The 17,226-nt window shown below is 74.3% G+C and carries 17 protein-coding genes; 7 read left to right on the top strand and 10 right to left on the bottom strand.

Features of this window, described 5'->3' with window-relative positions; all coding sequences use genetic code 11:
• Position 1: 1 nt before the first annotated feature.
• From D7231_RS16400 to D7231_RS16430, 6 genes are all read right to left on the bottom strand, one after another.
• Positions 2–853, bottom strand: coding sequence for a geranyl diphosphate 2-C-methyltransferase (locus D7231_RS16400; protein ID WP_120756197.1), 852 nt, complete (start codon positions 851–853; stop codon positions 2–4).
• Between the two features lie 114 nt (positions 854–967).
• On the bottom strand, positions 968–2,104 hold the full coding sequence (locus D7231_RS16405) for a family 2 encapsulin nanocompartment cargo protein terpene cyclase (RefSeq protein ID WP_120756198.1): 1,137 nt from the start codon (positions 2,102–2,104) through the stop codon (positions 968–970).
• Between the two features lie 43 nt (positions 2,105–2,147).
• On the bottom strand, positions 2,148–3,575 hold the full coding sequence (locus tag D7231_RS16410) for a family 2B encapsulin nanocompartment shell protein (protein WP_120756199.1): 1,428 nt from the start codon (positions 3,573–3,575) through the stop codon (positions 2,148–2,150).
• Between the two features lie 303 nt (positions 3,576–3,878).
• Complete coding sequence (locus D7231_RS16420) at positions 3,879–4,820, bottom strand: AraC family transcriptional regulator (protein WP_120756201.1); 942 nt, start codon at positions 4,818–4,820, stop codon at positions 3,879–3,881.
• Between the two features lie 73 nt (positions 4,821–4,893).
• A complete protein-coding gene (locus D7231_RS16425) occupies positions 4,894–5,820 on the bottom strand; it encodes an NADP-dependent oxidoreductase (RefSeq protein WP_120756202.1) in 927 nt (308 codons plus the stop codon).
• A gap of 156 nt (positions 5,821–5,976) precedes the next feature.
• The gene (locus tag D7231_RS16430; protein ID WP_120756203.1) at positions 5,977–6,531 is read right to left on the bottom strand and encodes an AAA family ATPase; all 555 of its coding nucleotides are present in this window, start codon (positions 6,529–6,531) and stop codon (positions 5,977–5,979) included.
• Between the two features lie 130 nt (positions 6,532–6,661).
• Here D7231_RS16430 and D7231_RS16435 point away from each other — a divergent pair, with 130 nt between their 5' ends.
• Both D7231_RS16435 and D7231_RS16440 read left to right on the top strand, forming a co-directional pair.
• Entirely contained in the window at positions 6,662–7,030 is a 369-nt protein-coding gene (locus D7231_RS16435) for a DUF488 domain-containing protein (protein ID WP_120756204.1), read from the top strand.
• A 116-nt stretch (positions 7,031–7,146) separates the two neighbouring features.
• Positions 7,147–8,208 (top strand): NAD-dependent epimerase/dehydratase family protein, encoded by a 1,062-nt coding sequence (locus D7231_RS16440; RefSeq protein WP_120756403.1) that lies wholly within the window; start codon positions 7,147–7,149, stop codon positions 8,206–8,208.
• Between the two features lie 15 nt (positions 8,209–8,223).
• Here the strand turns inward: D7231_RS16440 and D7231_RS16445 are convergent, their stop codons facing one another.
• Both D7231_RS16445 and D7231_RS16450 read right to left on the bottom strand, forming a co-directional pair.
• Positions 8,224–9,348: a sensor histidine kinase gene (locus D7231_RS16445; RefSeq protein WP_120756205.1), complete on the bottom strand. Its 1,125-nt coding sequence runs from the start codon at positions 9,346–9,348 to the stop codon at positions 8,224–8,226.
• Positions 9,341–10,114: a response regulator transcription factor gene (locus tag D7231_RS16450; protein WP_120756206.1), complete on the bottom strand. Its 774-nt coding sequence runs from the start codon at positions 10,112–10,114 to the stop codon at positions 9,341–9,343. The genes D7231_RS16445 and D7231_RS16450 overlap by 8 nt, the downstream gene beginning before the upstream one ends.
• A 114-nt stretch (positions 10,115–10,228) precedes the next feature.
• On the opposite strand from D7231_RS16450, the gene D7231_RS16455 reads away from it, so the two are divergent.
• Genes D7231_RS16455 through D7231_RS16465 form a run of 3 tightly spaced genes read left to right on the top strand, consistent with a single transcriptional unit; the run spans position 10,229 to position 12,380 of the window.
• Positions 10,229–10,936, top strand: coding sequence for a glycosyltransferase (locus tag D7231_RS16455; RefSeq protein ID WP_120756207.1), 708 nt, complete (start codon positions 10,229–10,231; stop codon positions 10,934–10,936).
• The gene (locus tag D7231_RS37555; RefSeq protein WP_120756208.1) at positions 10,933–11,703 is read left to right on the top strand and encodes a TIGR04282 family arsenosugar biosynthesis glycosyltransferase; all 771 of its coding nucleotides are present in this window, start codon (positions 10,933–10,935) and stop codon (positions 11,701–11,703) included. The genes D7231_RS16455 and D7231_RS37555 overlap by 4 nt, the downstream gene beginning before the upstream one ends.
• Positions 11,637–12,380: a methyltransferase domain-containing protein gene (locus D7231_RS16465; RefSeq protein WP_241999752.1), complete on the top strand. Its 744-nt coding sequence runs from the start codon at positions 11,637–11,639 to the stop codon at positions 12,378–12,380. Before D7231_RS37555 ends, D7231_RS16465 begins: the two co-directional genes overlap by 67 nt.
• A 61-nt stretch (positions 12,381–12,441) precedes the next feature.
• Here D7231_RS16465 and D7231_RS16470 read toward each other — a convergent pair whose 3' ends face one another.
• Together D7231_RS16470 and D7231_RS16475 are read right to left on the bottom strand one after the other, a co-directional pair.
• Positions 12,442–12,891 carry a hypothetical protein gene (locus tag D7231_RS16470; RefSeq protein WP_241999753.1) on the bottom strand — a complete coding sequence of 150 codons (450 nt, stop codon included), beginning with the start codon at positions 12,889–12,891 and terminating at the stop codon, positions 12,442–12,444.
• A complete protein-coding gene (locus tag D7231_RS16475; RefSeq protein ID WP_120756210.1) occupies positions 12,891–14,063 on the bottom strand; it encodes a molybdopterin-dependent oxidoreductase in 1,173 nt (390 codons plus the stop codon). The genes D7231_RS16470 and D7231_RS16475 overlap by 1 nt, the downstream gene beginning before the upstream one ends.
• A 143-nt stretch (positions 14,064–14,206) precedes the next feature.
• Between D7231_RS16475 and D7231_RS16480 the strand changes: the two genes are divergently transcribed.
• Together D7231_RS16480 and D7231_RS16485 are read left to right on the top strand one after the other, a co-directional pair.
• Positions 14,207–15,691 (top strand): glycosyltransferase family 87 protein, encoded by a 1,485-nt coding sequence (locus tag D7231_RS16480; RefSeq protein WP_120756405.1) that lies wholly within the window; start codon positions 14,207–14,209, stop codon positions 15,689–15,691.
• Between the two features lie 60 nt (positions 15,692–15,751).
• Positions 15,752–17,197 (top strand): glyceraldehyde-3-phosphate dehydrogenase, encoded by a 1,446-nt coding sequence (locus D7231_RS16485; protein ID WP_120756211.1) that lies wholly within the window; start codon positions 15,752–15,754, stop codon positions 17,195–17,197.
• Positions 17,198–17,226 lie beyond the last annotated feature (29 nt).

Genomic DNA, 17,226 nt, shown 5'->3' on the forward strand with positions numbered 1-17,226 from the left:
GTCAGATGCGGTCGGCGGCGATGAGGAGGTAGTGGAAGCTGCCTTCCTTGTACGCCGTCAGGAACGGGTCCTCGACGCCCGTGGCCAGCGAGGACTGGGCGCGCAGCTCCCAGTACGGGATCGCGTCGGCCGTCAGGTCGACGACGTTCATGGGCACGAGGCCGTTGGCGGCCATGGCCTTGAAGTAGGCGCTGCGGGGGTGGATGTTGCAGGTGTAGTGCTCGTCGATGCGGCTGACCGCCTTGGAGCGGCCGCCCGTGACGTCGTTGGAGCAGCCGGTGATGACGACGTAGCGGCCGCCGAAGGCCAGCTGGCGGGCGTGCTCGGCGAAGAGCTCGAACAGGTCCACGTACATGGTGGACTCGTTGTTCCAGATGCCCTGGAAGGCGCCGGTGGGCAGGCCGGTGTCCAGCATGTTGGCGAAGTGGTAATTGACCTTGTCGTCCACGCCGCGCTTGCGGGCCTGCTCGTTGGCGAAGTCGACCTGGGCCCGGGAGATGGAGACGCCGTCGGCGCGGCAGCCGAAGCGGGCGTTGGCCATGATGCTGGTGCCGCCGCGGCCGCAGCCGGCGTCCAGCAGCCGCTGCTCGGGGGCGATGGGGCCCAGGTGGTCGAGGAGGACGTCGGCCTGGGCCGACTCCAGGCGGTGCAGCTCCTCGGTGATGCGCGCCTCGCGGGTGGCCTCGGGGCCCTCCAGGACGGAGGGGTCGTAGTCGCCGAGGCCGTAGTGGTGGTGGTAGAGCCCGTCGACGTCGCCCAGCTGGAGGTTGACCGGGTCCTTCTCGTTGTTCCAGTACTCGGCGACGGACTTCTGGTAGGCGGTGCGCAGGACGGGGGCGGGGGCGCTGGACATGGTCGTGCTCCTTTAGGGCGTGCAAGGAAGGCGAAGCGGCTGGTTCAAAGCAGGTGCTTCAAAACGGGTGGTGCAAAGAAGACGCTTCGAAGCGGGTGGTTCGAAGCGGGTGGTTCAGGCGTTGTTGTAGCGGGGGCTGCCGCTGTGCCACGCGCGGTTGCCGCCGAGCCAGGCCCAGACCCCGGCCAGGAAGCGGCGCAGCTGGGGCGAGCCGGTGAGGGCGAGAGCGGCCGCCTCGGCCTCGTAGGTGCGCACCAGTTCGTCGTGGATCTCCACGCTGCGCTCGATCGCCTCGCGGGGCGAGCACCGCTCCTGCTCGGCGATCACGGTCGGCAGGTTGAACTCCACGCCGGTGGCGTGGTGTTCCTTGGTCATGGAGTACAGGTCGTTGACGAGCGTGGCGGCGGTGGCCGCCATGGTGACGGCGCGGCGCACGCGCGGATCGGCGTACTCGCCCGCGGGGAGCGTGTAGCCGCCGACCACGTCGGCCAGGGCGATGCAGGGCAGGAAGCTGTTGAACTGCCGGTGCGCCAGGTACTCGGGGACGGTGGGCACGTACTCCCGCGAGCGCCAGGAGCCCTCCTGCCCGTAGCCGACGTAGAGGACGGCGACCTCGTGGCGGAGCCGGTTCAGCTGGGAGGGCTCGGCGTAGCGGGCCAGGTGCTCCAGCCCGGAGCGCAGGGCGACGCGGACGGGGTCGGCGCGCATCTCGCGTTCCCAGGCGGGCGCGTAGCGGGCGGGGAGGTGGGCGGGGTCGAAGGCCGCGTAGGCGGGCCCCAGGTGCGAGCCCAGGAGTTCGGGTCCGGCGCCGTCGTCGCAGTAGTAGTCGTCCGTGGCCCACTCCGCGAGCGCGCACTTGCCCGCCGCGAGCAGCCGGTCGGCGTCGTCGGTGTCGGGGTGGGCGAGCATCATCAGGCGCCCGAAGTCGGCGGCGCGGACGCGGTCGAGCCGTCCGGCGTAGATGCCGGTCTCGCCGGCCCAGGCCAGCAGCCGGTTGTTGACCTCCCGGCCGAGGGCCGGGTCGTCCCGGAGCGCGGGCGGGCAGTACAGCTCCGGGACGCCGGAAGCGGAGGACGCGGCCGGCCGCGGGGGCGCGACGCGGGCCGCGGAGGTGCCGAGGCCGGTCGGCCCGGCGGGCGGGCGCAGCGCCCTGGGCGCGGCCGGGGCGCCCTGGTGGGCGAGCAGGGCCGCCGCGAGCAGCGCCGCGTCGTGCCGGGCCGTGGGCGCGGTGATCCGGGACAGCAGTGACACCGGTTCTTCTCTCCGTTCCGGGGGCGGTGGTGGGCAGCGCCCGTCAGGACGGGGTGTGGAAGACCTCGGCGTTCTCCAGGACGCCGAGCGCGTCGGGCACGAGGACGGCCGCCGAGTAGTAGGTGCTGACCAGGTAGGAGATGAGGGCCTGGTCGTTGATGCCCATGAACCGCACATTCAGGCCGGGCTCGTACTCGTCGGGTATGCCGGTCTGCCGCAGGCCGACCACGCCCTCCTCGGCCTCGCCCAGGCGCATGGCGAGGATGGAGGAGGTGCCCTCCTCCGAGACGGGGATCTTGCCGCAGGGGAGGATCGGCACGCCGCGCCACGCGGGCACGGCGTGGCCGCCCACGTCGGCGCTGTCGAAGGACAGGCCCCGCTTGTTGCACTCGCGGGCGAAGGCGGAGACGGCCCGGGGGTGGGCGAAGAAGGCCTTGGTCCCGCGCCGCATGCTGAGCAGCTCGTCCATGTCGTCGGGGGTGGGCGGGCCGGAGTGGGTGGAGATGCGCTGGCTGTGGTCGGCGTTGTGCAGCAGGCCGAACTCGGGGTTGTTGACGAGCTCGGACTCCTGGCGCTCGCGCAGGGCCTCGATGGTCAGCCGGAGCTGCTGCTCGATCTGGTCCATCGGGTCGTTGTAGAGGTCGGCGACCCGGCTGTGCACCCGCAGGACCGTCTGGGCGACGCTCAGCTCGTACTCGCGCGGGGAGAGCTCGTAGTCGACGAAGGTGCCGGGCAGGACGGGCGCGCCGGTGTGGCCGGAGGCGAGGGCGATGTCGGCCTCGCCCTTCCTGTTCTGCGGGCGGGCCTGCTCGGCCTGGCGCCCGCGGACGTGGGCGCGCAGCCGCTCGTTGCGGCCGGCCACCTCCTCGTACGCGGTCCGGGGCAGGGCCAGTACGGTGCAGGCCGTCATCGCGCGCGCCGTGAACTCCCAGGTGCCCGGCGCCTCGGCGACGGCCCGGGCGCCGAAGAACGCGCCGTCGGCGAGCACGCCGCGCCGGGTCTCCTCGCCGTACTTGCCGGCGCCGGCCTTCTCGACCTTGCCGTGCGCGATGAGGTAGACGTGGTCGACGGGGCGGCCGCGCTCGGCGATCACCTGGCCGGGCTCGTACTCCTCCTGCCGGCACCGCTCGGCCAGCGCCCGCAGCGCCTCGGCGTCGTCGAAGCCGCGCAGCAGCGGCAGTTCGCCCAGCTCGGCGGGGACGACCTTGACCGCGGCGCCTTCCTGGACGAAGGTGATCCGGCCGTCGCCGACCTCGTACACCAGGCGCCGGTTGACGCGGTACGCGCCGCCCTTGACCTCCACCCAGGGCAGGGTGCGCAGCAGCCACCGCGAGCTGGTGCCCTGCACCAGCGGGGCGGTCTTGGTGGTGGTCGCCAGGTTCCGCGCGGCGGCGATCCCCAGGCTGAGCTGTGCCCGGCCCGTCTGCTGCTCGGGCTGCTCCTGCTGGTGCCGGTGCGCTGCGGTCGACATCCCGGTCCTCTCCATCTGGGCGCGTGCGTCAAGAAGGAGCCCCTCGATTAGCCCGTTCGGACTACCAGGAGCTCCCGCGGCGCAAGTGAAGCAGCGCGTGATGATGTTGGTCGAGACGGCCGGGACCGTACCGTCGCTTTTGCGCCACCGGGGCGGAAAGGGTCCGCACGGCCCGATGCGGGCCGGGGCACAGGTGAGGGCGGGTGACCATGTCCGCTATGCCGCGGTGTGGGCGATGACCGAGGTGGCTGAATACGTACGGTCGGGCGGCTTCTTCGGCCGGGTTTCTTCAGGCGGCTGTCTTCAGGCGGCGCGGAAGTCGCGGCGGTAGCCGCCGGGGGCCAGTCCGTACTCGCGTTTGAACGCCTTGGCGAAGGCGTACTCGGAGCCGTATCCGGAGCGGGCCGCGACGGTCGTGAGCGGGGCGTCGGACTCGCGCAGCAGCTTGGCGGCCGTGGTCATGCGCCAGCGGGTCAGATAGGCCATGGGCGGCTCGCCCACGAGGGCCGTGAAGCGGCGCGCGAAGGCCGCGCGGGACAGGCCCGCCCGGCCGGCCAGGGACTCGACCGTCCACGGGGCGGCCGGGTCCTCGTGGACGGCGGCGAGGGCCGGCGCCACCGCGGAGTCGCTGAGCGCGGCGGCGAAGCCCTTGGCCTCCGCCGGCGGCTGGTCCTCGATCCAGGCGCGCAGGATGTAGAGGAGCAGCGAGTCGATCAGCGCGGGGATGATGCCGGCCGAGCCGATGCGGGGGTTCTCCAGCTCCGAGCCGAGGAGCTGCACGGCGGCTTGCAGCTCGGAGTGGCGGCCGTGCCGGGTGGGCAGGTGGATGATCTCGGGGAGCTGGCGCACCAGGGGGTGGGGGCGTCCCTGGTCCAGGTGGTAGTGGCCGCACAGGAGGCTGGTGCGGGGGCCGTCGGCGCCGATCGTGACCGTACCGAGGGGCGCGTCCGGGCAGGCCGCTTGCCGGGACCCCGCCTCCTCCTGGGGCGGGGTGGCGGGGTGGTCGGCGAGGACGTGCCCCCGGCCGTCGCGCAGGAAGATCACGTCTCCCGGGCTGAGGGCGATCGGCTGCACGTCCGCCGCGTCCCCCTCGGGGACGAGCCAGCAGGTGCCGTAGAGCACCACGTGGAAGCCGGCGCCGGCGACCGGGGAGAGGCGCAGGCCCCAGGGCGCGAGGCCGTTGGTGCGCACGGAGCTGGGCCGGCCGGTCCGCATCGAGCTCAGCGCCTCGGTCAGGATGTCCATCGCCGACCCCTCCCTCTCTGTCCCTGTTCGGCCTCTGTCCCTGTCCGGCGGCCAGCCTACGGCCCGTTCCGTGTCAGCCGACGGTCAGGACGACCTTGCCCCGGGTCCGGCCCGACCCGACCGCCTCGTGGGCCTCGGCGGCCTCGGCGAGCGGGAACGTCTCGGAGACATGCGGGCGGATGCGGCCGGCGTCCACGAGGGCGGCGATCGCCTCCAGCGAGGCGTAGTCGGGCTCGACGGCGATGCCGGCGAAGCGGCGGCCGGCGGCCTCGATCCGGGCGGCGAGCTCCCGGTCCCCGTGCTCCATGATGCTGACGAGCGTGCCGCCGGGGCGCAGGACGTCAAGGGAGCGCACGCCCTCGGAGGAGGAGTCGAAGACGACGTCGAGGTCCTTGACGGCCTCGGTGTAGTCGGTGGTGCGGTAGTCGATGACCTCGTCGGCGCCCAGGCTCCGCACGAAGTCGTGCTTGGGGGCGCTCGCCAGGGCGGTCACGTGGGCGCCGCGGACCTTGGCGATCTGCACGGCGAGGTGCCCGACGCCGCCGGCCGCGCGGTGGATCAGCACCCGCTGCCCTTCGGTGAGCCCGGCCGCGTCCACCAGCCCCTGCCAGGCCGTGAGGGCGGCGAGCGGGAGGGCGGCGGCGTGCACGTGGTCGAGGGTGGCGGGCTTGCGGGCCACCTGGCGGGACGGCACGGCGACGTACTCGGCGTAGCCCGTGGCGGCGCGCGGGAAGAACGGCATGCCGTACACCTCGTCGCCCGGCTTGAAGCGGGACCCGGCCCCGGCCTCCTCGACGACGCCGGAGATGTCCCAGCCGACGCCGAAGGGCGGCTCGCCGAGCAGCGGGTAGGCGCCGGAGCGGACGGCCACGTCCACCGGGTTCACGCTGCTGGCGTGGACGCGGACGAGGACCTCCGCCATGAGGGGGGTGGGACGCTCGGTCTCGACGACCTCCAGGACCTCGGGGCCGCCGAAGGACTTCTGGATGACAGCGCGCATGGTGGGTTGCTCCCTGCTGGTGGGGTGGGTTCCTGTTCTGTGCTCAACATTAAGGAGATCGAATGAGCCGATGAATATCCCTGGATCTTCGGAAGATGTCCCATCGTCTTCCTCTCCGGGAGGCTGGGCCATCAACCCTCTGTCACGAAGGCGCCATCAGCCCTCCGTCACGACGGCGTCGACCGTCTCCTCCAGGGTCATCCGGGAGGTGTCGAACCACGTGCCCCGGCCGCCGAGCTCGGCGCGCAGCGCCGCGTCCAGGAACGACCAGTCGTCCGCCAGCACCTTGTCCCGCTCGGCCACCCGCCGGGCGACGACCTCCGCCGACGGCGCGAGGACGATCAGGCGCAGCGGCAGGTCCTTCAGGTGCTCCAGGTAGAAGTCGAGGTGCGCGCGCCGCACGACCACGTCGTCGATGACCGGGACGACGCCGGCGGCGTGGAAGCTGCGCGCCAGCACCGCCGCGTTGCGGGCCCTCAGCAGCAGCTGGCGGTCGGCTTCGAGGTCCGCCTCCGGCGAGGGCAGGCGGCCTCCCGCCACGATCAGCTCCTGGAGGTGGTCGCCCTCGATGTGCGCGCCGAGGGGGAACCGGCGGGCCAGCGCCGCCGACACCGAGCTCTTCCCCGACCCCGGGATGCCGATGACGAGATAGGCGGCGGAGGCGGGTCGTGCGGTGTCGACGGCCTGGCCCTGGAACGAGGTCTCCGGCATGGTGTGCGTACTCCTTTTCGCTGTTCGGGCAAGGGTAGAAGGGTAGTTGGTCATGCCAGGCGTATCGCGGAGCGGCCTCCCCCGCGCCGTTCCGCGTGCGTTCCGCCCGGCCGGCGCCGACGATGGGCTCATGGTGCGGTCACGGCGGGTGCAAGTGCGGAGGGTCTACGACCCGGCCGACGAGGAGGCGGACGGCAGCCGGGTGCTCGTCGACCGCATCTGGCCGCGCGGCCTGAGCAAGGAGGCGGCCGCGCTGGACGAGTGGTGCAAGGACGTCGCGCCGTCCACCGGGCTGCGCACCTGGTACGGGCACGACCCCGCCCGCTTCGAGGAGTTCACCCGCCGCTACCGCACGGAACTGCGCGACGAGCCCCACACGGCCGCCCTCCAGCACCTCAGGGAGCTGTCCCGGCACGGCACGCTCACCTTGCTGACCGCGACCAGGGACCGCGACATCAGCGCGGCGGCGGTCCTGCGGGACGTACTGACGAAGGACTGACCGGGCAGGACTGACGCGGCGCCGGCCCCGGGCCGACCTTTGCCGACCCTTACGGAGTGATGACGTACCGCGCGCGTCCGGGCCGTACGGCCGCCGCCGGCCCTACCGTCGGACGCATGCGCGTACTCGTCACCGGAGGAGCGGGCTTCATCGGCTCGCACATCGTTTCCGCCCTGCTCGCCCGGGGGCACGACCCCGTCGTCCTCGACGCCCTGCTCCCCGCCGCCCACCCGGTGCGGCCCGCCCTGCCCGAGGGCGCCGCCTGGTACGAGGGCGACGTACGCGATCCCGCCGCCGTCGCGCGGGCGCTGCGCGGCGCCGACGCGGTCTGCCACCAGGCGGCGATGGTCGGCCTGGGCAAGGACTTCGCCGACGCGCCGGCCTACGTGAGCTGCAACGACCACGGCACGGCCGTGCTGCTGGCGGCGATGGCCGAAGCCGGCGTGCGCGGCCTCGTGCAGGCCGGGTCCATGGTGATCTACGGCGAGGGGCGCTACGACTGCGCGGAGCACGGCCCCGTCCGGCCCGGGCCCCGGCGGGCCGGGGACCTCGAAGCGGGCCGCTTCGAGCCCCTGTGCCCGCGCTGCGGCAAGCAGCTCGCGCCGGGGCTCGTCGGCGAGGAGGCGGCGGCCGACCCGCGCAACGTGTACGCGACGACGAAGCTCGCCCAGGAGCATCTGGCGTCGTCCTGGGCGCGGATGACGGGCGGCCGCGCCGTGTCGCTGCGCTATCACAACGTCTACGGGCCGGGGATGCCGCGCGACACCCCGTACGCGGGCGTCGCCTCGTTCTTCCGCTCGGCCCTCGCGCGGGGCGAGGCGCCGCGCGTCTTCGAGGACGGGCGCCAGCGCAGGGACTTCGTGCACGTCCGCGACGTGGCCACGGCGAACGTCCTGGCGCTGGAGGGGCTCGGCACCCGCCCCGCGGGGAGCGCGCGGGCGTACAACTGCGGGAGCGACACGCCCCGCACGATCGGTGACATGGCCCGCGCCCTGAGCGCGGCCCACGGCGGGCCGGCCCCCGTGGTCACCGGCGAGTTCCGGCTCGGGGACGTCCGGCACATCACGGCGACCTCGCGCCGGCTCCGCGCGGAGTTCGGCTGGTCTCCGCAGGTGGGCTTCACCGCGGGCATGACGGAGTTCGCGCACGCCCCGCAGCGGCGGCCGGCCCACGCCTGAGGGGAGGCGTCCGGGTCAGGGCGCCGCCGGCAGGACCACCTCGAACCGGCAGCCGCCCTGGACGTTGCAGACCGTCGCGCGCCCCGAGTGGGCCTCGACGATGCCGCGCACGATCGCCAGGCCGAGTCCCGCACCCGCGGTCGGTGTACGGGCCTCGGAGCCCCGCCAGCCCGTGTCGAACACGCGGGGCAGGTTCTCCTCGGGAATGCCGCCGCAGGCGTCGGTGACGGACAGGACGACCGTGCCCGTCGCCTCCTCGTGCCGCGCGGCGATCGCGACGGTCCCGTCGGCGGGGGTGTGGCGGATGGCGTTGACGAGGAGGTTGCCGAGGACCCGGGTCATCTCCCGGCCGTCAACCTCGACGGGCACGCCGGCCGCCTCCTCCGCCTTCTCGCCGATCAGCCGGACGCCGTGTTCGCGGGCCAGCGGCTCGGCTCCGGCGAGGGCGTCGCCCACCAGGTCGTGCACCGACATCCGGCTCGGGCTGAGGGAGAGCGTGCCCGCGTGGATCCGGGAGAGCTCGAAGAGGTCGCTCACCATCCCGTTGAGCCGGTCGGTCTCCGTACGGATCTGCCGGTGGTAGCGCGCCGGGTCCTCGACGACGCCGTCCTCCAGGGCTTCCGCCATGGCGCGCAGCCCGGCCAGCGGGGTGCGCAGGTCGTGCGAGATCCAGGCCACGAGTTCCCGGCGCGAGGCGTCGAGGGCGCGCTCCCGCTCCCGGGACTCCTCCAGCTTCGCGCTGGTGGCGGCCAGCTCCCGCCCGAGCGCGGCCAGTTCGGCCGTGGCGTTGCCGCCGGGGGCCGCGAAGCTGCCGCTGCGGCCGAAGTCCCGGGCGGCCAGGGTCAGGGCGTTGCTGCGGGCCACGACCCAGCGGCCCAGCACCAGCGCGGTGGCCAGGGAGACCACGGCGGCCATGGCGCACACGGTCGTCACGACGGTCAGGTCGTGCGAGGACAGGAACATCGCCCACGCCACGCTCAGCGTCCCGGCCAGCATGGCCGTCACCGACACGGCGGCCACGACCGTCAGGGACACCGCGACGGAGCGGTGCCGGAGCAGCCGCAGGGCGAGTGCGCCGAGCACGCCGGCCGCGGTCGCTCCCGCGAGGGCGTAGAGGGCGATCAGCAGGATGTCATTCACGGGTCCCGGCCTCCCCGGACTGCGTAGCGGCGTCGGAGGTCCCGGCGGCGTCACCCTCGAAGTCGCCCTCCGCGTCGAAGCGGTAGCCGACGCCCCACACCGTGCGGATGAAGCGCGGCCGGGCCGGGTCGTCCTCGACCTTCGCGCGCAGCCGGCGGACGTGCACGGTCACGGTCGACAGGTCGCCGAACTCCCAGCCCCACACCTTGTGCATCAGCTCCTCGCGCCCGCAGGCCCGCCCCGGGTTCCGCAGCAGGAAGGCGAGGAGGTCGAATTCGCGGAGGGTGAGGGCGAGCGGCGCCCCGTCCTTGGTGGCCTGCCGCGCCACGGGGTCGAGGACGATCCCGGCGGCGCGCAGCGCGGGGGCGGGCGGCGGCACGTCGGCCCGGGACCGGGCCCGGCGCAGGACGGCTTCGGCGCGCAGCACGAGCTCCCGGGGGCTGAAGGGCTTGGTGACGTAGTCGTCGGCTCCGATCTCCAGCCCGAGGATGCGGTCCTCCTCGTCGCCCCGCGCCGTCAGCATGATCACGGGTACGGGTCCCGCGGCCCGCAGCCTGCGGCAGACCTCCAGGCCGTCCATGCCCGGCAGCATCAGGTCGAGGAGGACGAGGTCGGGGCGCACGGCGGCGGCGAGCTCCAGCGCCGCCGGGCCGTCCGCGGCCCGGTCGACGGCGAAGCCGGCCCTGCCGAGGTAGCCGGAGACGACCTCGGCGACGGTCGGGTCGTCGTCGACGACGAGGACGCGGGCGGGAGTTTCGTTCTGCATGACTCCAGCCTCGCACCGGCCGGGAGGCGCTGGTGCGGAGCGTCCCGGCCCGTGGGCGGGCGTCCTCGTTTCGTAAGACCCTGACATCCGAAATGCCGGAATTCGCTCCGTAGGGTGAGTGGCGTGACTCACTCCACCTCTCCTACCGCGGACGTCGTGCTGCCCTGTCTCGACGAAGCGGCGGCCCTGCCCTGGGTCCTGGCGCGGGTGCCTGCCGGCTGGCGGGCGATCGTCGTCGACAACGGCTCCCGTGACGGCTCGGCGGACCTGGCCCGTTCCCTCGGCGCGACCGTCGTCCACGAGCCGCGCCTCGGCTTCGGCGCGGCGTGCCACGCCGGGCTGGCCGCCGCCGAGGCCGAACTCGTCTGCTTCTGCGACTGCGACGCCTCGCTCGACCCCGGCCTGCTGCCCGGCCTCGCGGCGGCGGTCGCCGCCGGCGACGCCGACCTGGCGCTCGGCCGGCGCCGCCCGCAAGGGCGCGGAGCGTGGCCGGTCCACGCCCGCCTCGGCAACGCGGCCCTGGCCCGGATGGTCCGCCGCCGCACCGGGCTGCGGCTGCACGACCTGGGCCCCCTGCGCGTCGCGCGCCGGGAGGCCCTGCTGGGCCTCGGCCTGACCGACCGCCGCAGCGGCTACCCCCTGGAGATGGTGGTGCGCGCCGCCGACGCCGGGTGGCGGGTGACGGAGACCGACGTCCCGTACCTCCCCCGCACCGGCCGCTCGAAGGTGACCGGCACCTGGCGCGGCACCTGGCGCGCGGTGCGGGACATGCGCGGCGTGCTCCGGGCGCCCGCCGCGCCGCGGGAGGTGACGGCCGCGTGAGCGCCGCCGTTCCCGCGGGCCCGGGCGGGCCGACGACCCTGCTCGTCATCGCCAAGGAACCGCTGCCCGGGCGGGTCAAGACGCGCCTCACCCCGCCGTACGCGCCGGCCGAGGCGGCGCTGCTGGCGGAGGCCGCGCTGACGGACACGCTGCGGGCCGTACGGGCCATGCCCGCCTGCCGCCGGGTCCTCGTCCTGGACGGCCGGCCCGGTCCGTGGCTGCCGCCGGGCTTCGAGGTCCTGCCGCAGTGCGCGGGCGGCCTCGACGAACGGCTCGCCGCCGCCTTCGCCGCCTGTACGGGCCCCGCCCTGCTCGTCGGCATGGACACCCCGCAGCTCACGCCGGGCCTGCTGGCCCCGGCCCTGGGCCCGGCGGGCTGGCAGGGCTGCGACGCCTGGTTCGGCCCCGCCGCCGACGGCGGCTTCTGGGCCCTGGGGCTGGCCGAACCATGGCAGCCCGGTCTCCTGCGCGGCGTCCCCATGTCCACGGCCACGACCGGCGCCGTGCAGCGCCGCCGGCTCGTGGCGGCCGGGCTCCGCGTCCGGGACCTCCCGGAACTGCTCGACGTCGACACGGCGGCGGACGCCCTGCGCGTCGCCGAGGCGGCACCCGGCAGCCGGTTCGCGGCGGCCGTGGAACGGCTCGGGCGGCGGGTGCCCGCGCCGCGGGATCCGGTGCAGGAGCCGTCACGGGAGCCGTCATGGAAGCCGGCCCCCGCGCCGCTCTCCCCCGGCGGAGGTGGCCGGCCGTGCCGACGCGCGAACTGACGGCGGACCCGGCGGCGCCGCCCGCCCGGATACCGGCCCCCTGGCGCAGCGACCCCTACGCCGACGCGGTCAGCGCCGGCCGTGGCCCGCTGTTCCTGCGCCGTACGGACGGCTGGATGCTGCCGCTCGACGTCGAACGGTGGTGCGCGGAGGCCGACCCCGCCGACCTCACGGTCCTCGACCGGTGCCGGGGCCCCGTCATCGACATCGGCTGCGGCCCCGGCAGGCTCGTCACCGCCCTGGCTACCCGCGGCCACCCGGTGCTCGGCGTGGACGTCAGCCCGGCCGCCGTCGACCGGACCCGGCGCGGCGGCGGTGCGGCCCTGTGCCGGTCCGTCTTCGCTCCCCTGCCCGGCGAGGGGCGCTGGGGCACGGCGCTGCTGATCGACGGCAACATCGGCATCGGCGGCGACCCGGCCGCCCTCCTCGGCCGCGTCGCCCGCCTGACGGCGCCGGGCGGTCTCCTCATCGCCGAGTCCGCCGGCCCGGACGCCGGCGAGCGCGTGGACGAACGCGTGGAGGTGCGTGTCGACGACGGGCGCGGCCGGACCGGGCCGCCCTTCCCGTGGGCCCGCGTCGGCACGGCCGCCCTGACCCGCCACGCGAGGCGGGCCGGGTGGCGGGTGGCGGAGCGGTGGACCGTGTCCGGGCGGTCGTTCTCGGCCCTGCGCCGCTGAGACCGGGGCGCGGCGCCCTGCGGGGCGCTCTCCGTACGACGGAGGGCGCCCCGCAGTCGCGTCACGAGTCCCGCGGCCCTTCCCGCAGCCGCCGGGCCCAGGCCCGTACGAGCACGGTCGCGGCGGTCACCGCGGCCGTCAGCCCCAGCAGGAGAAGCCAGTTGCGCAGGTAGTCCAGCGGCAGCACCGACGGGTTCTGCGGGACGCCCGGCCGGAACAGGACCGGGTAGGCCACCGCCGTCAGGCTCGCCGCGACGAGCAGGCCGGCGCGCACCGCGCGCCGCGCCCGCAGCCGTACGACCACGAGACCGGCGAGGAGCGTCAGTGGGACGACGACCCCGTCGTGCACGAGCACCGCCCCGGCCAGCCATTGCACGACCTGCCACGGGTCCTGCGGGTCGTCGCCGCGCCACGCGGCCCACACGCCCACCCCCATCAGGGCGACCCCGCACGCGCCGGCGGCCGCGCGGAACACCGGCAGTGCCCGGTTCCCCCGTCCCCGCCCCCGCATCACAGCGCCTCCATCCGGGACACCCACTTGGTCTGGAGGACGCCGGGCCTGTTCGGGGCGATGATCCGGGCCGGATAGCCGTGGTCGGGCGGGAGTTCCCGCCCGTTGAGGCGCAGGGCCAGCAGCGTGAGGGGGTCGCGGGCGTAGGTGTGCGGCATGACCATCACCCGGTAGGCGCCGTGCCGCTCCAGGGACGTGACCCGGATCAGGGCTCCCACCGGTGCGCCCGCCCGGTCCAGCAGGTCGCGCACCCGTACGCCCGTCCAGCGCGCCGAGCGGCTCCAGCCCTCCACGCAGGCGATCGGCAGGGTCGCCTCCCGCTGCGGCACGGTGCGCAGTTCGTCCAGGGTGATCTCGTACGGGCGCGGGCCCCCGACGTACAGCCGCCAGCCGCGCACGGCCTCCGCGGTCACTCCGGCGCGGGCGGCGGTGCGGTTGACGGGCAGGCTCAGCTCGCCGTGGTCCGGGTGGCGCGGGGCCAGGAGGTCCAGGCTCTTGAGGGGCGTCAGGGACTGGCCCGCGGTGGTGAGCGTCACCGCTCCGACGGCGGCGCCCGTGGCGGCCAGCAACGACCGCCGGTCGGGGCCGTCCTCGGCGGGAAGGGACAGCGTCCCGGGCGAGCGGCGCCTCCAATGGGCCGCGATGTCCGGCGCCTTGACCGCCAGGTGCAGGAGCAGCGAGCCGATGAGCAGCCAGCCGACGGCGTAGTGCACGGGCACGAAGGAGAACGGCCACGGGTACCACTGCGCGGTGTTGAACAGCCCCGAGAAGAGCTCGAAGAGCGCCGACGCGACCAGCACCGCGACGGACAGCCGCTCCAGGGCGTGCCGCACCGAGCGCACGAGCGGCCGGGCGAACAGGCGCGGGTAGACCGTCCACAGCTTCACCAGCAGCAGGGGGATCGCCGCGATCCCGCTCGCGACGTGCAGCCCCTGACTCAGCCGGTAGCCCCAGGAGGGGCGGCTGGGAAGGCTGTTCGCGAGCAGGGACGGCGGGTGCTGCAAGACGTGGCTGACCAGGCCCGTCACAAAACACACGGCGATCGCCGCGCCGAGCAGGCGGCCGACGGCGGTGGCCGTACGGGCGTCGTGCAGCCTGCCCGAGAAGGAGGGGAACGGGAGCCCGGGAAGGCGGAGGGATGGCCGCCGGAGGCGTTGGAGCGGGAGCTTCATGCCTTCATCAGAACGCGCGCGGGGGCCGGGACGGGGGCATGAGGACCTTACGGAATGCGGACGTTCGCCCTGCGCGGCACGTGTTCCGCCCGCGCCCGGTGCAGGCTGGCCCGGTGATCGTCCTTCCCCGCCGCCCCGCCGTCATGACCGCCGTCACCACGGCCGCCCTCGCCGCGCTCACCGCCGTCCTCGTCCTGGCCGTCCGCAGCGACGCCTACGTGACCGACCCCGCCTCGCTCGCCGGCTGGTACGCGGTGGCGTGGGCGCTCTTCGGCGCGGCGGCGTGGGCGTTGCGGCACGTACCGGCCCGCCTCGTGGCACCGCTGGTGCTCGCGGGGTCCGTGGCCGTCGCCGCCGCCGGGCTGGTCGCCGAGCCCCGCACCAGCTCCGACGTCTACCGCTACGTCTGGGACGGCCGGGTCCAGGCCGCGGGCGTCTCGCCGTACGACCACGTGCCCGGCGACCCCGCCCTGTCCCGGCTGCGCGACGACTGGCTGTTCCCGCGGGGCGCGGAGTGCGAGCGGCCCGAGCGGTTCGGGGTGGCGGCGGCGGAAGGCGGTCCGGCAGCAGCGGAAGGCAGCCCGGCCGCAGCGAAAAGCAGCCCGGCCGCGGAAGGCCGTACCACCTCCTGCACGCGCATCAACCGCCCCTCCGTGCACACGATCTACCCGCCCGTGGCCGAGGGGTACTTCCTCCTCGTCCACGCGCTCTCGCCCGCGGACGCCCGGCACAAGCCCTTCCAGGTGGGCGGCGCCGTGCTGTCCGTCGCCGTCTCGGCCCTGCTCCTGGCCGTCCTGCGCCGCCGCGGCCGCGACCGCGCCCACCGGGCCGCGTACTGGGCGTGGTGCCCGGCGGTCGCCGTCGAGGCCGTGAACAACGCGCACGTCGATGTGCTCGGAGTGCTGTTCGCGGTCGCTGGCCTGGCGGCGGTCCGCGCGCGCCCGCTGCGGGGCGGCGCCCTGATCGGCGCCGGAATCGCCACCAAACTGCTGCCCGCGGTCGTCCTCCCCGGAGCCCTCGCCGGATCGGCCGCGCGCGGGGCCGGCCGGCCGGGCGGCGCCGTACGCCGCGCCCTCGCCGCGCTGCTGCCCGCGGCGGCGGTCGTCGGCCTCGGCTACCTGCCGTACCTCCTGGTCTCCCACGGGTCGGTCCTCGGCTACCTCGGCGGCTACGCCGCGGAGGAGGGCTACGACGACCCCACCGTGAAGAACCGCTACGCCCTCCTCCGGCTGGTCCTGCCCGCCTCCTGGGCCCAGCCCGCGGTCCTGGTCCTCTGCGCGGCGGTGGTGGCGTACGTGCTGCTGCGGGGAGACCCCGAGCGCCCCTGGCGGGGCGCGCTCCTGGTGACCGGGACGGCGTTCCTCCTCACCACCCCCGGCTACTCCTGGTACGCACTGCTCCTGATCGCCCTCATCGCACTCGACGGCCGCTGGGAGTGGCTCGGCGTCGCCATGGCCGGAGCGGCGAAATACGTGGGAGGCCGCGCGGTGGACGACTCCGGCCTCCTCGGCACCGTGGCCTACGCCCTGGCGGGCACCGCCGTCCTCGCGGGCTGGCTGCTACGCCGCCGGGCGCAGGTCAGGGCCCTGGGGGAACCCGCGCGGGCGGCCGTCGGCGACACCCCTTGAACGATCAAAAACGCATGGGGTTAGCATGTGAGCGCTGCCTAGCTCGAAAGAGAAAAGCCTGTGACTGTCAACGACGACTCGTTCACTGACTGGAAGAACCGCGAGGAGATCGCGGAGTCGATGATCCCGATCATCGGGAAGCTGCACCGCGAGCAGGACGTCACCGTCCTCCTCCACAGCCGCTCCCTGGTGAACAAGTCGGTGGTCAGCATCCTGAAGACCCACCGATTCGCCCGTCAGATAGCCGGCGAGGAGCTCTCGGTCACCGAGACGCTGCCGTTCCTCCAGGCGCTGACCACGCTGGACCTCGGCCCTTCCCAGATCGACATCGGCATGCTCGCCGCGACCTACAAGGCCGGCGACCACGGTCTGTCCGTCGCGGCCTTCACCGCTCAGGCCGTCGCCGGCGCCACGGGCGAGAACAAGATCGAGTGCCGTGAGGGCCGCGACGTCGTCCTCTACGGGTTCGGCCGCATCGGCCGCCTCGTGGCCCGGCTCCTCATCGAGAAGGCCGGCTCCGGCAACGGCCTGCGGCTGCGTGCCATCGTCGTCCGCCAGGGCGGCGAGCAGGACATCGTCAAGCGCGCCTCGCTGCTGCGGCGCGACTCGATCCACGGCCAGTTCCAGGGCACGATCACCGTCGACGAGGCGGACAGCACGATCGTCGCCAACGGCAACGCGATCAAGGTGATCTACGCGAACGACCCGTCCGAGGTCGACTACACGGCGTACGGCATCGACAACGCCATCCTCATCGACAACACCGGCAAGTGGCGCGACCGCGAGGGCCTGTCGAAGCACCTCCGCCCCGGCATCGACAAGGTCGTCCTGACCGCTCCCGGCAAGGGCGACGTCCCCAACATCGTCCACGGCGTCAACCACGACACGATCAAGCCGGACGAGCAGATCCTGTCCTGCGCCTCCTGCACCACCAACGCCATCGTCCCGCCGCTGAAGGCCATGGACGACGAGTACGGCGTGCTGCGCGGCCACGTGGAGACCGTCCACTCGTTCACCAACGACCAGAACCTGCTGGACAACTACCACAAGGCCGACCGCCGCGGCCGCTCCGCGCCGCTCAACATGGTCATCACGGAGACCGGCGCCGCCTCCGCCGTCGCCAAGGCCCTGCCGGACCTCAAGGCGCCGATCACCGGCAGCTCGATCCGCGTCCCGGTGCCGGACGTCTCCATCGCGATCCTCAGCCTGCGGCTCGGGCGCGAGACCACCCGCGAGGAGGTCCTCGAGTACCTCCGCGACGTCTCGCTGAACTCGCCGCTGAAGCGCCAGATCGACTTCACCACCGCCCCCGACGCCGTGTCCATGGACTTCGTCGGCTCGCGCCACGCCTCGATCGTCGACGCCGGCGCCACGAAGGTCGACGGCGACAACGCGATCCTCTACCTCTGGTACGACAACGAGTTCGGCTACTCGTGCCAGGTCATCCGCGTCGTCCAGCACGTCTCGGGCGTGGAGTACCCGACGTTCCCGGCGCCGGTGCTCTGAAGACTCCGAGCCGCTGAGCTTCCGAGCCA

The sequence above is a fragment of the Streptomyces klenkii genome, from assembly GCF_003626645.1.
Classification (GTDB): domain Bacteria; phylum Actinomycetota; class Actinomycetes; order Streptomycetales; family Streptomycetaceae; genus Streptomyces; species Streptomyces klenkii.

What these genes read in the sequence shown, in the direction of transcription:
- D7231_RS16450 (WP_120756206.1), bottom strand. Translation starts at nt 10,114, where the DNA reads ATGCAGAACGAAACTCCCGCCCGCGTCCTCGTCGTCGACGACGACCCG.
- D7231_RS16475 (WP_120756210.1), bottom strand. Translation starts at nt 14,063, where the DNA reads ATGAAGCTCCCGCTCCAACGCCTCCGGCGGCCATCCCTCCGCCTTCCC.
- D7231_RS16465 (WP_241999752.1), top strand. Translation starts at nt 11,637, where the DNA reads ATGGAAGCCGGCCCCCGCGCCGCTCTCCCCCGGCGGAGGTGGCCGGCC.
- D7231_RS16425 (WP_120756202.1), bottom strand. Translation starts at nt 5,820, where the DNA reads ATGCGCGCTGTCATCCAGAAGTCCTTCGGCGGCCCCGAGGTCCTGGAG.
- D7231_RS16435 (WP_120756204.1), top strand. Translation starts at nt 6,662, where the DNA reads ATGGTGCGGTCACGGCGGGTGCAAGTGCGGAGGGTCTACGACCCGGCC.
- D7231_RS16440 (WP_120756403.1), top strand. Translation starts at nt 7,147, where the DNA reads ATGCGCGTACTCGTCACCGGAGGAGCGGGCTTCATCGGCTCGCACATC.
- D7231_RS16420 (WP_120756201.1), bottom strand. Translation starts at nt 4,820, where the DNA reads ATGGACATCCTGACCGAGGCGCTGAGCTCGATGCGGACCGGCCGGCCC.
- D7231_RS16410 (WP_120756199.1), bottom strand. Translation starts at nt 3,575, where the DNA reads ATGTCGACCGCAGCGCACCGGCACCAGCAGGAGCAGCCCGAGCAGCAG.
- D7231_RS16400 (WP_120756197.1), bottom strand. Translation starts at nt 853, where the DNA reads ATGTCCAGCGCCCCCGCCCCCGTCCTGCGCACCGCCTACCAGAAGTCC.
- D7231_RS16430 (WP_120756203.1), bottom strand. Translation starts at nt 6,531, where the DNA reads ATGCCGGAGACCTCGTTCCAGGGCCAGGCCGTCGACACCGCACGACCC.
- D7231_RS16470 (WP_241999753.1), bottom strand. Translation starts at nt 12,891, where the DNA reads ATGCGGGGGCGGGGACGGGGGAACCGGGCACTGCCGGTGTTCCGCGCG.
- D7231_RS16480 (WP_120756405.1), top strand. Translation starts at nt 14,207, where the DNA reads ATGACCGCCGTCACCACGGCCGCCCTCGCCGCGCTCACCGCCGTCCTC.